General features: G+C 50.3%; 16 protein-coding genes. 4 read left to right on the top strand and 12 right to left on the bottom strand.

What is annotated here, in order from left to right; all coding sequences use genetic code 11:
* Positions 1-23: 23 nt before the first annotated feature.
* From BFP76_RS07645 to BFP76_RS07625, 5 genes are all read right to left on the bottom strand, one after another.
* Positions 24-203 (bottom strand): RSP_7527 family protein, encoded by a 180-nt coding sequence (locus BFP76_RS07645; protein ID WP_099592583.1) that lies wholly within the window; start codon positions 201-203, stop codon positions 24-26.
* Between the two features lie 111 nt (positions 204-314).
* Positions 315-893, bottom strand: a complete 579-nt coding sequence (locus BFP76_RS07640) for a sarcosine oxidase subunit gamma (RefSeq protein ID WP_099592582.1) — start codon at positions 891-893, stop codon at positions 315-317.
* The gene (locus BFP76_RS07635; protein ID WP_099592581.1) at positions 886-3,924 is read right to left on the bottom strand and encodes a sarcosine oxidase subunit alpha family protein; all 3,039 of its coding nucleotides are present in this window, start codon (positions 3,922-3,924) and stop codon (positions 886-888) included. The genes BFP76_RS07640 and BFP76_RS07635 overlap by 8 nt, the downstream gene beginning before the upstream one ends.
* Positions 3,921-4,247 (bottom strand): sarcosine oxidase subunit delta, encoded by a 327-nt coding sequence (locus tag BFP76_RS07630; protein ID WP_099592579.1) that lies wholly within the window; start codon positions 4,245-4,247, stop codon positions 3,921-3,923. The genes BFP76_RS07635 and BFP76_RS07630 overlap by 4 nt, the downstream gene beginning before the upstream one ends.
* A 43-nt stretch (positions 4,248-4,290) precedes the next feature.
* Positions 4,291-5,538 carry a sarcosine oxidase subunit beta family protein gene (locus tag BFP76_RS07625; protein WP_099593988.1) on the bottom strand — a complete coding sequence of 416 codons (1,248 nt, stop codon included), beginning with the start codon at positions 5,536-5,538 and terminating at the stop codon, positions 4,291-4,293.
* 151 nt (positions 5,539-5,689) lie between these two features.
* Here BFP76_RS07625 and ruvX point away from each other — a divergent pair, with 151 nt between their 5' ends.
* Complete coding sequence (ruvX, locus tag BFP76_RS07620; protein WP_099592578.1) at positions 5,690-6,166, top strand: Holliday junction resolvase RuvX; 477 nt, start codon at positions 5,690-5,692, stop codon at positions 6,164-6,166.
* Positions 6,163-6,393, top strand: a complete 231-nt coding sequence (locus BFP76_RS07615) for a DUF1289 domain-containing protein (protein ID WP_099592577.1) — start codon at positions 6,163-6,165, stop codon at positions 6,391-6,393. Before ruvX ends, BFP76_RS07615 begins: the two co-directional genes overlap by 4 nt.
* Here the strand turns inward: BFP76_RS07615 and BFP76_RS07610 are convergent.
* On the bottom strand, positions 6,390-6,791 hold the full coding sequence (locus BFP76_RS07610) for an ArsR/SmtB family transcription factor (RefSeq protein ID WP_099592575.1): 402 nt from the start codon (positions 6,789-6,791) through the stop codon (positions 6,390-6,392). The two genes, BFP76_RS07615 and BFP76_RS07610, sit on opposite strands and share 4 nt — an antisense overlap.
* A 182-nt stretch (positions 6,792-6,973) precedes the next feature.
* Here BFP76_RS07610 and dusA point away from each other — a divergent pair, with 182 nt between their 5' ends.
* Entirely contained in the window at positions 6,974-8,005 is a 1,032-nt protein-coding gene (gene dusA / locus BFP76_RS07605; RefSeq protein WP_099592574.1) for a tRNA dihydrouridine(20/20a) synthase DusA, read from the top strand.
* Positions 8,006-8,019: 14 nt separating this feature from the next.
* Complete coding sequence (locus BFP76_RS07600) at positions 8,020-8,841, top strand: sulfite exporter TauE/SafE family protein (protein ID WP_099592572.1); 822 nt, start codon at positions 8,020-8,022, stop codon at positions 8,839-8,841.
* A 317-nt stretch (positions 8,842-9,158) separates the two neighbouring features.
* On the opposite strand, the gene BFP76_RS07595 is transcribed toward BFP76_RS07600, so the two are convergent.
* The 6 genes from BFP76_RS07595 to BFP76_RS07570 are packed head-to-tail and all read right to left on the bottom strand — an operon-like array spanning position 9,159 to position 15,003.
* Complete coding sequence (locus tag BFP76_RS07595) at positions 9,159-10,085, bottom strand: carbohydrate kinase family protein (protein WP_099592571.1); 927 nt, start codon at positions 10,083-10,085, stop codon at positions 9,159-9,161.
* Positions 10,082-11,098 carry an ABC transporter ATP-binding protein gene (locus tag BFP76_RS07590; protein WP_099592569.1) on the bottom strand — a complete coding sequence of 339 codons (1,017 nt, stop codon included), beginning with the start codon at positions 11,096-11,098 and terminating at the stop codon, positions 10,082-10,084. The genes BFP76_RS07595 and BFP76_RS07590 overlap by 4 nt, the downstream gene beginning before the upstream one ends.
* Entirely contained in the window at positions 11,086-12,507 is a 1,422-nt protein-coding gene (locus tag BFP76_RS07585) for a mannitol dehydrogenase family protein (RefSeq protein ID WP_099592567.1), read from the bottom strand. The genes BFP76_RS07590 and BFP76_RS07585 overlap by 13 nt, the downstream gene beginning before the upstream one ends.
* Positions 12,504-13,406, bottom strand: coding sequence for a helix-turn-helix domain-containing protein (locus tag BFP76_RS07580; RefSeq protein ID WP_099592566.1), 903 nt, complete (start codon positions 13,404-13,406; stop codon positions 12,504-12,506). The genes BFP76_RS07585 and BFP76_RS07580 overlap by 4 nt, the downstream gene beginning before the upstream one ends.
* On the bottom strand, positions 13,403-14,173 hold the full coding sequence (locus tag BFP76_RS07575) for an SDR family oxidoreductase (RefSeq protein ID WP_099592564.1): 771 nt from the start codon (positions 14,171-14,173) through the stop codon (positions 13,403-13,405). The genes BFP76_RS07580 and BFP76_RS07575 overlap by 4 nt, the downstream gene beginning before the upstream one ends.
* On the bottom strand, positions 14,173-15,003 hold the full coding sequence (locus tag BFP76_RS07570; RefSeq protein WP_099592563.1) for a carbohydrate ABC transporter permease: 831 nt from the start codon (positions 15,001-15,003) through the stop codon (positions 14,173-14,175). The genes BFP76_RS07575 and BFP76_RS07570 overlap by 1 nt, the downstream gene beginning before the upstream one ends.
* Position 15,004: the final 1 nt, after the last annotated feature.

Here is a 15,004-nt window from a genome sequence, read left to right as displayed (position 1 = left end):
CAAATAATCAGCTTAACGCGTGATTAATGTGCGTTGCGCGATGTTGGCAAGAAAGACAGGTCAAAGCTTTTCAACCATGTTTTCATTGCAACAAAACCGTTGCGAACAGCGTCAGCACGCATTTCCGCCGCTGCGCGTTCAATCGCAAAGATGTCCATATATTCAAGATCTGAACTATCGATTTTTGTCAAAGACTGTGCCATTTCAAAGGCTCCTTTCTGTCTGCTTGGTACAAACTTAGAAGCCTTTGACGCCGTTTACATCCGATAAATATTCAAAACCGCTATGCATCAGGCGCATAACCTAGCGTCACTTCAACGCATAGCAGAATAGAAATTAGGCGAACTTTCGGGTTTTGCTGCATTTGACAGCCATTTAAAGACATGATCGCCCACAGAACGAAAACACACCAGTTTTGCAGATGAATCATCTGTGAACCAGAATGCCACCGCCAATTGCCCCAAACGTGTGCGGCGCATTTCACCAATTGGTAATGAATCGGGGTTTAGATTGCTTGGGCTGCCTTTGGCCAAAACGTCGCGCAATTCATCGCCCGACAGATCAAACACCGCGCGCGCATCGGATACATTCACCGCCAGATGATGTTCACCTGCCAGTGCCGATGAAATCTTTGCCACAGCGCTGTCTGCATAGGCGTAATCAATCATGATCAGCAATTCATCAGGTGACATCCATGCAACCGAACCCTTACCCGCGATTTCAACACCGCGTGGTTTGGGCATTTTTGCACCCGTGATGGATTTCACAACTTTGGCCATTGCAGCGGACGCCAGATCACCGCGCAGGGTAATCATGCCCATCAACCCGGCATCGGCAATGTCGATCAAGCCGCTATATTTCGCGCCATTCAGCGCCGTTACTGCATTAGACATTTTGACGTGTCCCTTCTGGATCAAGGAAAACTGGATCACAGATTTCCGCCTTTATCACCCGCCCATCGGTGGTGGGGAAATCAATGATATCGCCCATGCGCTCTGGCCCGTTTTCGACCAGCCCCATCGCGATTGCATGGTTCAACGTGGGTGAAAAATAGCTGGATGTGATACGCCCGATCATATGTTTCACTCCATTGTCGCGCACCGTGCCATCAATGGCATAGGCCCCATCGGGGATCACTTCATTTGGCTCCACCGATTTCAATCCGACCAAACGCCAGCGTTTTGGATCAACCATATGGCTGCGCTGTTGGGCGCGTTTGCCAAGGAAATCATCCTTTTTCTTGGATACGGCCCATGACAGCCCTAAATCCTGTGGGATCACCGTGCCATCGGTTTCATCGCCAATCATAATGAACCCTTTTTCTGCACGCATCACGTGCAAACATTCGGTGCCGTATGGCTGAATGCCAAATTCGGCGCCCGCCTCCATGCACATATCCCAAAATGCCTGTCCCTGTGATGCGGGTACGGCGATTTCGTATGACAATTCACCAGAGAAAGAGATGCGGTATGGGCGAGCCTTGATCCCACCCAACTCGCCATCCTTAAACGCCATGAATGGCAATGCATCCGCGCTGACATCCATACCGCCAATTTTTTCCAACACTTTGCGCGCATTGGGGCCAACAACGGCGATTTGTGCGTATTGTTCGGTGACATTGGCGGTGTAAACGTTCCAATCCCACCATTCGGTTTGAAGCCATTCTTCCATCCAGGCATGAATGCGATCAGACCCGCCAGATGTGGTGTGACACAGGAATGTTTCATCATCAATGCGTGCAACCACGCCGTCATCAGACAAAAATCCGTTTTCGGTGCACATCAATCCATAACGACAGCGCCCGACCTTGAGCGTGGACATCATATTTGTGTACATCATGTCCAAGAATTTACCCGCATCGGGACCCTTCACAATGATTTTGCCAAGGGTGGATGCATCCAACAGGCCAACATTTTGGCGCGTGTTCAGAATTTCGCGTGTGACCGCATCACCAACGCTTTCGCCGTTCTGTTGGAAACAATACGGGCGGCGCCAATCGGCGACGGGTTCCCAGAATCCACCATTGGTATCGATCCAATGATGCATCGGGCTCTGGCGGATGGGTTTGAACAATTCGCCACGTGCATCCCCTGCAATCGCACCCATTGAAATGGGCTGATACGGTGGGCGGAATGTGGTGGTGCCCACGGCGGGAATTTCGGCGTTTAAACTATCCGCCAAAATCGCCAAGCCGTTGATATTGGACAATTTTCCCTGATCCGTTGCCATGCCAAGTGTCGTGTATCGTTTGGTGTGTTCCACAGATTGATAACCCTCTTGCGCGGCCAAGCGTACATCGGACACTTTCACATCATTCTGATAATCAAGGAAGGTTTTCATCTGTAATTTGCGGCTCATGCCTTGGGGCATTTGCCAGATGGGTTCAATCGGGTTTTCAGGCGCGCTAAAGGTGCTTGGCACTTTGGTTGCCTTGGGTTTATGCCCTGTTTCCTTGGCGGCCAGTTTGCCGATTTTGATTGCATCTTCCATCACGCCGGCCGCATCAAGATACCCATTCGCCGTGCCTGCAACATGCACAAACCCAGCGCCATCATAGCCAAGCGGTGGACGGTTTGGATCGGGGCGGAACATGGATTGATCCGCGTCCCAATTCAACTTGCCACCGCAATGTGACCACAGATGCACCACGGGCGACCAACCACCCGACATGGCAACCGCGTCGCATTTGATTTCTTCTAGCTCTGCACCCTCACCCGCTTGCGAACAGATGCCAACGCCCGTGACGTGTTTGTTGCCCTTCACCGATGAAATCGCCTTGCCGGTTTCCACACGAATGCCGATTTCGCGCGCTAGCGTTGGTAATTCGCCATCCGCTGTTGTGCGTGCATCCAAAATCACGGGCACGTCCAATCCCGCCTCGACCAGCGCAATCGCGCTGCGATAGGCATCGTCATTATTGGTGGCAATCACCACACGATCACCAACGGATGCGCCATAATTCACCAGATAATCACGCACAGCCCCCGCCAACATCACACCGGGAATATCATTTCCCGCAAATGACAGCGGGCGTTCAATCGCACCTGTTGCGGTAACAATACGCCCCGCACGCACCCGCCACAAACGATGGCGCGGTGCATCCATGTTTGGCGCATGATCAGTGATCATTTCGGGCAAATGATCATTGATCCGTTCATAAACGGTTGCATAGCCATGATCGTAAACACCCGCACCCATCGTGCGATTTCGGATGGTGACATTGGGCATTTCGCGCAAGGCTGCAAGGGTTTCTTCAACCCAGATTTCGGCGGGTTCATCATCAATATCAACGCCATCCACCACGGCGCGACCACCAAAATGCGCGGTTTGTTCCACCAGCAAAACAGACGCACCCGCCTGCCCCGCCGCCAATGCAGATGCCAGCCCCGCAATGCCGCCACCGATGATTAAAACATCAACATGGGCGTAGAAATATTCGTATCGATCCACATCTTTTTCGGTAGGTGCCGCACCCAGCCCCGCCGCCTTGCGGATGATCGGTTCAAACAGATGTTTCCACGCAAATCGCGGATGGATGAAGGTTTTGTAATAAAATCCAGCAGGAAAAAACCGCGACATCATTTTGTTGATCGCACCCACATCAAACGCAAGGCTTGGCCATGCATTTTGGGGTTTTGCGACCAACCCATCAAACAGCTCGGTCGTGGTGGCGCGTTGGTTGGGTTCAAATTTTGCACCCGTTCCCAGACCGACCAGCGCATTTGGTTCCTCTGCACCTGATGCGATCAATCCACGTGCGCGGTGGTATTTAAAGCTACGCCCGACCAGCAATTCACCATTGGCGAGCAGCGCCGATGCCAATGTATCACCGCCATATCCCGTAAGCTGTTTGCCAGCCCAATTAAAATGCACCTGTTTGGAACGATCCAGATGGCGGCCACCTGTTTGAATGCGTGTGCTCATTTTACAAACCCTTCCCAATCGGGGCGTTTTTTCTTGATCTTGGCAACCAAATCTTTGGGTGGTTCCAAGGTTTGCGCGGGGTATGTGCCAAACACCTCTAGCGTCATGGTGCAACGTGCGGCGTGAAACCATTTGCCACAGCCATAAACATGGCGCCAACGTTCAAAATGCACACCTTTTGGGTTGTTGCGCATGAACAGATATTCTTCCAGATCATCATCAGATGCCCCTGCGCCATGGCGCGTGATATGCGCCTGACCATCGGCGTGAAGTTCGGTTTCATCCGCGGCGATACCGCAATTTGGGCAGGTTAGGATTAGCATGTTGCACCTGTTTTATTTGTTTGGAACGGGGCGAAATTTATCATCAATGCGCCACCCCTGCGGCCACGCTTTCGTCGATAAAGCGTCCTTCTTGAAAACGGTTGAGGCCAAATTCAGCAGCCAGCCCTTGTGGTTCGCCCGTGGCGATCACCTCTGCCATGGCCCAGCCTGATCCGGGGATTGCCTTGAACCCGCCTGTACCCCAGCCACAGTTGATATAACAATTGCCAACGGGTGTTGTACCAATGATCGGGGAACGATCCCCCGTCACATCCACAATCCCGCCCCAATGGCGCAGCATTTTCAGGCGTGAAATCATCGGAAATGTTTCGATCAATGCACGAACGGTTTCTTCCAGATGGTGAAACGATCCGCGCTGGGTGTAATTGTTAAACCCATCGGTGCCACCACCGATCACCATTTCACCCTTGTCCGATTGGGACATGTAACCATGCACCGTGTTGGCCATGACCACCACATCCATGCAAGGTTTGATCGGTTCAGATACGAGCGCTTGTAATGCCACAGATTCCAGCGGCAAACGGAACCCTGCCATATCGGCCAGATGCCCCGAATTACCCGCAACAACCATGCCCAATTTGTTGCATTTAATCGCACCTTTGGTGGTTTGAATGCCCGTGACATTGCCACCTGATTTATCAATGCCCGTGACCTCGCATTGTTGGATAATATCCATGCCCATATCCGAACATGCGCGCGCATAGCCCCATGCCACCGCATCGTGGCGCGCCGTGCCCCCGCGTGATTGCCAAAGGCCACCCAAAACAGGGTAACGCGGGCCAGATAATTCGATGATCGGCACCAGTTGTTTTACACGTTCGGGGCCAATCCATTCGGTTTTCACACCTTGCAACGCATTGGCATGTGCGGTGCGTTGATAGCCGCGAATTTCATGTTCGGTTTGCGCCAACATGATCACGCCACGTGGGCTAAACATCACGTTGTAATTCAAATCTTGGCTCATGGTTTCGTATAATGAGCGTGCTTTTTCATAAATCGCCGCGGATGGATCTTGTAAATAATTCGAGCGAATAATCGTGGTGTTGCGCCCCGTATTGCCCCCGCCAAGCCAACCTTTTTCAATCACCGCAACATTGGTGATGCCATAGTTTTTGCCAAGGTAATACGCCGTGGCCAAACCATGCCCACCCGCGCCAATAATAATCACATCATAATGTGATTTTGGTTCGGGTGATCGCCATGCGCGTTCCCAGCCCGTGTGATAACGCGCGGCCTCGCGTGCGATTGCAAATGCGGAATATCGTTTCATGTGATCAACCTGTGGCGTGAATTCAGCCACCCTTGTGCCAAATCACTGGCGTTTTGGCAATTCTGCACAGCGGCATAAACTGTGAATTTTCCGACATAACGCCGTCGTCTTTGGGGTTTCGCAATTGTACAATTGCCACTATGTCAGGGGAATGGCCGTATTTGACTCAATCGAAGAATTTGCAACCGCGATCCCTGCGCATCGCGCCCTGTTGGGGCTTGATCTGGGGGATAAAACGCTGGGCGTTTCTGTGTCCGATACATTGTGGTCGGTGGCAACACCGCGCGAAACGATCAAGCGCAAGAAATTCGGGCTGGATGCGGATGCATTGGATGTGATTATCAAATCCACCAATGCGGGCGGTTTGATTTTGGGATTGCCGCGCAATATGGACGGGTCCGAAGGGCCGCGTTGCCAAAAAACCCGTGCATTTGCCCGCAACCTGTCCGCACGCTGTGATTTGCCCATTGGGTTTTGGGATGAACGCCTGTCATCCGTCGCCGCAGAACGCGCGATGTTAGAGGCGGATATGTCCCGCGCCAAACGCGCCGAAATTATCGATCACGTGGCGGCAGGGTATATTTTACAAGGGGTGCTGGATCGTCTGGCACATTTGCGTGCCACATGAGCGAAAACGATCTGGGTGAAGTGTGGAAACGCGACGAGGTTGAAAGCCCCTGCGTGAAACTCTGCGTTATTCACGAAGCATCAGGTTATTGCATGGGCTGTTATCGCACACGACATGAAATCGCGGGCTGGTCACGCATGGATGATGATGCGCGGATTGCGTTAAAGGAAACCCTGCCAACCCGCGCCAGCGCCATCAAAGGCAAACGACGCGGCCGCAATCGTTAACCACGCAACCCCAAAAACCGTTTTGTCGGTGGTGGTGGCGCCATTGGCATTGGTATCTTTGGTTTTGGGGTATCTTGATGTCGCGCTGCCGGTTCAATGTGATCTGTGCCGATGCCCATATCAATCAGGTTTTGCACCTGCCCCAAAACCCGCGCCAAGATTTTCGAATCAAGCGTATAGAACGTAAACCGCCCCTTGGTGCGTTGCGCCAAAACGCCCGATCGTTCCATAATTTGCAAATGATGGGTCAATGACGCCGCTGGAATTTTCGTTTCACGCTGCAACGCCCCAACCGCAATCTGTTCATTGTTCCGCCCCATCAAACAGCGCAAAATCATTACGCGGCGCGGATGTGACAGTGCGTGAAATACCTGTGCGGTTTTATCAATACTTTCCATCTGAATTAGTTTAGCGCGAATTGGTAAACGAAAGCTAAACTTGTATGGGGCAATGATTGATAATCACTTTTGCAAAATATTCACGGTGGAATCGCCCCCCGAATGAGTGTTAATGAAACGCATCATTGCGAATAAAGTGGCGCAAATTTCAGATTGAACTTCAAGCACGCCAAATAGGTAAAATGTTGACAACCGAAATATCAAAATCCAGCAATCAACACCCCGCTGCGCGCCTGTCTGTGGCGCCGATGATGGATTGGACGGATCGACACTGTCGTTATTTTCATCGCCTGATGTCGCGCCACGCACTGCTTTATACCGAAATGGTCACGGCACCTGCGTTGATCCACGGCGATGCACCACGTCTGTTGGCGTTTGATACGGCGGAACAGCCCGTTGCGCTACAAATCGGGGGATCAGACCCAGATCAATTGGCGCAGGCAACAAAAATGGGTGTTGATGCGGGATACGTCGAGGTGAATTTAAACGTTGGTTGCCCGTCGGATCGTGTGCAATCGGGCGCGTTTGGTGCGGTGTTGATGAAACAACCCGATCTGGTTGCCGATTGTGTGCATGCGATGATCGGCGCAAGTGGTGGCACCAAGATTACCGTCAAATGCCGCATCGGTGTGGATGATCAAATCCCCGAAGACGTGTTACCCGATTTTATCGCCCGTGTTTCGGCGGCAGGTATCAATAGCTTTGCTATTCATGCGCGCATGGCTTGGCTTGATGGGTTAAGCCCCAAGGAAAACCGCGATATTCCGCCCTTGAATTACGATTTGGTGCATCAGATAAAGGCGGACAATCCCCATTTGGAAATCGTTTTGAATGGTGGGCTTAAAACCTTGGCAGAGGCGAAATCGCATATTGATCGCGGGCTGGATGGCGCGATGATCGGGCGCGAGGCGTACCATAATCCACTGGCGATTTTGGGGCGTGCGGATGATGTCATTTTCAATGATCCATTGGGCAAAACTGCGCCCCAAATTGTGGGTGAAATGATCCCCTATATCACCAATCACATTGAAAATGGTGGCAAGCTGCATCAGATCACACGCCATATGTTGGGATTGTTCGCAGGACAAGCGGGAGCACGCCATTGGAAACGCCATCTGTCTGAAAACGCACATAAAACTGGTGCGGATGCGCAGGTGGTCAAGGACGCATTGGACCGCGTTTTAAACATTCAAACGGCGGCATTGGACGCATAACAGAAAGTGGTGAGATGGATTTGTTAACGTTGCTACCCGTCTTGGCATTATTGCTGGCCATTGGTGCGGTTGCGGGGGTGCTTGCGGGATTGCTGGGCGTGGGTGGTGGCATCGTTTTGGTGCCTGCATTTTATTACGCATTTAATGGGTTGGGATATGACAATCCCCAGATCATGCAGATCTGTTTGGCGACATCATTGGCCACGATCATCTTCACGTCGCTGCGATCATTATCAAGCCATCATAAAAAGGGTGCGGTAGAATGGTCGGTTTTGCGCAATTGGGCACCGGGCATCGTGATCGGTGCATTGATCGGTGTATTGATCGCGGCAAAGTTACGATCAGATACACTGGTCATGCTGTTTGGGATTTTGGGCATTTGCATCGGGCTTTATATGGCATTTGGCAATGCAAAATGGCGCTTGGGTGATGAAATGCCTGGGCTATTGTGGCGATCAGTGTTTAGCCCCGTGGTGGGGTTTTTATCCGTTCTGATGGGCATTGGCGGGGGCAGTTTTGGCGTGCCCTTGATGACATTGCACGGCATTCCCATTCACCGCGCGGTTGCAACCGCATCTGGTTTTGGTGTGATTATTGCGCTGCCCTCTGTTTTGTTATTTTTGCTGCGCCAGCCACCTGAAAATGGATTGCCGCCATTCACATTGGGATATGTCAATTATGCTGCGTTTTTTGTGGTGATCTGTATGACCACATTAACGGCACCGATTGGGGCAAATTTGGCGCATCGATTGAACCCCAAACCGTTAAAACGTGTTTTCGCGATATTTTTGATTTTGGTGGCGCTGAATATGCTTCGCAAAGTGATCTTTGTGTAAAACGCCTTGCGCATATATCGCAAAACATCGCAGGCAAGCCATTCAATTTAAATGATAATTTACCGTCAAATTTAGGTAACTAGGTATCTGATGCCCACGGAATTTTGGTGTGTTCGATATAACTAGATTTATCGAATTGTGTCCGTGACGGAAGCTGATTTAGCTACAAATTCGCATCGTACTGACGCGTTGCCTTGCCAGTTTTTAAACGGCATGGGCGCATCGTAAATGATATAACTAGTTTTATCGAAATAGCCGTAAAATTTGACCTGAATTTTGGCGCGATATGTTCCCAATCGCGCCAAAATATGATGGGATTAAAGCGAGATATCTAGATCAGCCAAATAGGGCAGATCCGCCCCCACACGCGTACAGGTAATCGCCGCCGCATAGAGACATTTTTCAAGCGTTGTCGCCATAAAATCAGCATCAGTGATATCGTCTGTTTTTGCCAATTCACAAAGCAGCATCGCCATGAAAGTGTCCCCTGCCCCAACCGTATCAGCCACGGTAATTTTGGGTGGTTTCCCTTGGAAATTGTGATCTGTGCTAAACACCTGACCACCATCACCGCCACGGGTTAAAAACACCAGCTTGGCACCTTGGTCCAAAAATGCGCGCGCGTGGTGTTCCACATCGCAATCTTCGCCATAAAGCACACGAATATCTTCGTCGCTGATTTTCACCACATCCACATATGGCATCAAGGCATCAATGCGTTTGATCCAGACGGCCGGGTCAGGTTCAATCGTTGGGCGAATATTGGGATCAAGCGTGATCAGGCGATGTTTTTCGCGTTGCGCCAAAACATATGCCGTATTTGCGGTTTCACCCAGCACAAGCGCATATGATCCAAAATGGAGCGCGTGGATTGAATCTGGTAATTGCGGCAATTCATCCACCGACAATGTGCCATCCGCACCTTGGGTATAAAAACTGTAACTTGGCTGACCTGTGGCATCGGTTGCGATCACGCTGAGCGTTGATTCACAATCTGTGCGTGCCAGGTAATTCAGATCGACACCTTCTTTCGCCAAAAGCTCCATCAAGCCGTTGCCCAGATTATCATTTGAAATCTGGGATAACAGCGCAGACGCACAGCCCAATCGCGACAATCCAATCGCCACGTTCATCGGCGAACCACCCGCACGCGCCACTACATTTGGCACGGCGGGATTATCGGTAGATGTTACGAAAAGGTCGAACAATGCCTCGCCAAAGACGAGAAATTCCGCTGGTTTCATTCTGAAATACGTAGTCCTGATTGCGGATCAAACAGATGGATCAAATCGTCAGAATTTGCATTAAATTCAAGTGTTTCACCCAATTTTTCCGTCGGCGGCAATGGCATTTTAGCAGAGAACATCGCACCCTTTGGCGTGGACAAGTGAACCAGAGCAAATTCGCCCATTTGTTCAACCAATTCCAATTTGCCCGAAATCAATCCTTTTGATTTCACCTGTGTCAGGTGTTCGGGACGCACGCCAGTGATATTGCCGCTTGCGTTCGCATTGTTGCAATCATCCGCATCAAAGAAATTCATTTGCGGGCTGCCGATGAAACCGGCCACAAACTGATTTGCAGGGCGTGTATACAATTCGATCGGCGAGCCGACCTGTTCGATATACCCATCGCGCAGCACCACGATTTTATCGGCCAGTGTCATCGCTTCGACCTGATCGTGTGTCACGTAAATCATCGTGGATTGCAGACGCTCGTGCAGACGTTTGATTTCAAGGCGTGTTTGCACGCGCAAGGCCGCATCAAGATTGGACAAAGGTTCGTCAAACAAGAACACTTCTGGGTCGCGAACAATCGCACGGCCGATGGCCACACGTTGGCGTTGACCACCTGACAGGTTGCGCGGGCTGCGATCCAGATAATCTGTGATCTGCAAAATTTCAGCGGCTTGCGTCACGCGACGGTTGATTTCGTCTTCTGGTGTTTTTGCCTGCATCAAACCAAAGGCCATGTTTTTAAACACGGTCATATGGGGATAAAGCGCATAGGTTTGGAACACCATCGCCACACCGCGTTTGGATGGGGCAACATCGTTGACCACCTGATCACCAATGGCAACCGTGCCTGATGTGACCTCTTCCAGCCCCGCAATCATACGCAAAAGCGTTGATTTACCACAGCCAGATGGCCCCACGAACACAACGAATTCGCCGTCTTCGATATTAAGATCGACGCCATGCATGACTTCGATATCACCATATGATTTTCGCAAGTTTTCTATTGTTACACCGGCCATGTCAGCTCCATTTCCTTTATTGCAGCGGATAGCTGCGTGCTAAATTCGGGATAGTCCTTTGGCAAATTGTCCCATAATTCTGTGGCGTTGATAAACGCATCCAAACCTGTGTCCGATAACATCGGTTGCAGGCGATCCCAATTTGGCTCTGCGTATTGGATATTCATTTTTCCAGCGTCGATATGTTTTGCAAACACATACCAGCTGGCAATGGCACGCACGCCATGTGTTGGGAAAACCCCTTGTTTCAAACAGCCACGCAAAGTGGGCAAAATGAAAATGGGGAATTTCAAAAATCCATCGGCACAGATACGTTCAACCGTGTCCCCGATGGATGCATTTTTAAACCGTGCAATGATTTTCTGCAGATATTGTTCTTTGTCGAACGGCAGATCAATCGTCAGAGCAGGTAAAACTTCGCCGTGGGTGTAGCCCCAGAAATGTTCGAATAATTCTGCATCATTCATCGCACTGTCAAAGGTTTCATGCCCCTTTAACGCGCCAAGATAGGTCAGGCATGTATGCCCACCATTCAAAATGCGAATTTTCGCTTCTTCGTATGGGGCAACATCTCGGGTGATTGTTGCATCCACCAGACCCAGATCGGGCATTTGTGCGGCAAAGTTATCTTCGATCACCCATTGTGTGAAATCTTCGCCCATCACGGGTGCGATGGGGTTATCGCCAAACAGGGATTGAATTTCATCAATCAAGATTTGCGAGCTGCGCGGTGTGATACGATCCACCATCGAACAAGGGAATGTGCAGTTTTGTTCGACCCAGTTGCGCAGATCACCCGCCCCTGCCAGTTCCAAATAGCGCAGGAAATTGGCACGTAACATTTTGCCATTTTGGCGAATGTTATCGCAACACATGACGGTTAAACCACCGTTGTCCGCGTCTTTGCGACGCTGCAATCCCTGTTGCAAATATCCATAAACCGTCGCACGCCCATGGCCAGATAATTCATTGGCGATAATCGGGTCATGCGCATCCAACACACCATTTGCATCCAAATAATATCCGCTTTCGGTGACGGTGATTGTCACAAAATGCAGGGATGCCTGTGCCAGTAAATTTTCCGCTTCTTCGGTTTGGGTATGCCAATCAACAAATGCGTTGTGTGATCGCACGCGGCGAAATTCCTGGCTTCCGTCTGGGGCCATGCTTTTGACGATGTAACCATTTCCATCCGCGCGGTTTTTCGCAAAATTTACGGTTTCTTCACGGCGCAGATTAACCGCGGTAATACCCCACGCCAAATCGCCGGTTTTTTCCATGTAATCATCGATATAAATCGCCTGATGCGCACGGTGAAACGCACCAAATCCCAGATGAACCGCACCTGTTGTAACCGCGGTGTGATCATATTTTGTTTCATATAAACGGGGGGTTGCTTGTCGGTTCATGACGCGCTCCTTTCCGTATTCAACAGCTCGTCCTGAGCCAATTCGCGATATTCTGAAGGGGTCATATTTTTCATTTTTTGAAAGTGGCGGTTAAAATTGGCAAGGTTTTGATAACCAACGTCAAAACAGATGCTCGAGACTTGTTCGTCGGTCGCATAAAGCAAGCTACAAGCCTGACCAATGCGCACGCGGTTTACGAATTCCACAAAGCGGTTTCCGGTGACCGCGCGAAAATTGCGTGAAAATGTTGTGGGTGACATGCCCGCAATATCCGCTGCTTTTTCGACGGAAATATCTTCGGCAAATCGTTCCACGATGTAATCGACCACTTCGCAGATTTTCATCTGACGCGGGTTGCGATTTTCATGGTAAAGCTTTGCCACAGACAAGGTTTTGCGATCCTTGTTGCGTGAAATTTCCAACATGAAATCAAGGAAAGCCATGATTTGATTTGGCCCCGTCGTATCGCGGATATAGGCAAAGCGTTTTTGCATATCTTCGACGCGAAGCCCGAACCATTCCAATCCTGATTCAGCCTCTTTCAACACCTGATTAACCCCAGCAAATTCAGGGAATGCTTTGATCAATCGCAACAAGCGGTCTTGGTCAAATTGAATCACCATATCGCGTTCAGGAACGGGTTCTGTCCAGACCTCATCCGTGATCCAGTTATGGGGCAGATGGGGGCCTGTTAGGAACAAACCACCGGGGGCAAAATCGCCGATGTAATCGCCAACATATGCCCGCCCTGTTGTTGCCAAGATCAAATGCAATTCGCATTCTTGGTGGCTGTGCCAGCGGCACAACGGGTTGGGCCAGCCATGTTCAAGATAAATCAGGCTATCGTCCTGTTCTGGAATGATTTCCAGTTCGGGTACAAGGATCGGTGAACGTGTCATCGCAATACATTCCCCCCATCCACAGATATTGTTTGTGCGGTCATGTAATTGGATTGTTCGCTTGCCAAAAACAACGCCACACGCGCCACATCGCGCGGTGTTCCCATATAGCCAAGCGGTACGGCATCGCCGACCTCTTGTTTCTTTTGTCCCAATTTTTTGTTTTCAAATTTCGCAAATAACGCATCCACATGGCCCCACATGGGTGTGTCAATCACCCCCGGTGAAATTGCATTCACACGGATATGATGTGGCGCCAATGCCAATGCGGCGGATTGTGTATAGCTGATCACCGCGGCTTTGGTGGCGCAGTAATGCGCAACCAAGGCTTCGCCACGATGCCCAGCTTGGCTGGCCATGTTAATAATTGCACCTTTTTGGCCATGCTTTACCATTGATTGCGCGCCGGCCTGCATCAACGCATATAATGCGCGGACATTCAGACCAAACAGGCGATCAAATTGATTTAGATCCGCGTCTAACACCGAACCCATATCGAAAATTGCGGCATTGTTGAAAAACACGTCGGGTTTGATGGATGCTGTCCATGCAATGCAATCTTGCAATCCTTGGTCATCCAGCAAATTAAACGGTTGATACGAAAGTGATGCATGCGCTGCCCCCGCATAGGTGTCACCGATATCTGTTGCACAGACCGATGCACCGCTTGCCAGAAAATGTTCAACCGTGCTCTGTCCGATGCCACCATTGGCACCCGTCACGATACAGGTTTTCCCTGACAAATCTGTGGGGGCAGCGTTTAACATTACTTCACCGCACCAAAGGTTAGACCCTGCACCAATTGTTTTTGTGCCAACCAACCGAATACCACAATCGGCGCACAGGCCAGTGTTGATACGGCGGATACTTTGGCCCAGAACAACCCTTCGGGTGCTTGGAATGATGCCACGAATGCGGTCAATGTGCTTGCTTCTGTTGTGGTCAAAACGATCGACCAGAATGCTTCGTTCCAGCACAGAATGATCGACAACAGCGCGGTGGACGCAATGCCACCCCATGCAAGCGGCATCACCACTTGGCGGATTTCATTCAATGTGGATGTGCCATCCATGCGCGATGCTTCCAAAATTTCCTTGGGAATTTCGCGAAAATAGTTGAACAAGATCAACATCACGATCGGAAGGTTCATCATCGCATAGATAACCACCAGCGCAATGCGCGAATCCAACAGGCCGAATTTTTGACAAATCAGATAGATCGGCATCAACACACCCACCGCAGGCAACATTTTGGTGGAAAGCATCCACATCAAAATATCCTTGGTCCAGCGGCCCGTGTTAAACGCCATGGAATATGCGGATGGGATTGCGATCAACAATGCCAAAAGTGTTCCGCCAAAGGATGTGATGATCGAGTTCATCGCAAAATGCGTGTAGTTCATGCGCGATTGAATTTCCGTGTAATTTTCCAGTGTCGGTTCAAAGAACAACAATGGCGGAATGGCAATCGCCTGATTTTCGGTTTTAAACCCTGTCAGTACCATCCAGAAGATTGGGAAAAAGAACGCCAATGCGGCAACCCAAGCAAAGAAAACTGCGATACGGTTCTTAAGGATATCTCTTTGTTTATCTGTCATG

Source organism: Paramylibacter kogurei, from assembly GCF_002742285.1.
Lineage (GTDB): Bacteria > Pseudomonadota > Alphaproteobacteria > Rhodobacterales > Rhodobacteraceae > Amylibacter > Amylibacter kogurei.
This window is presented reverse-complemented; position numbering and strand designations above follow the sequence as displayed.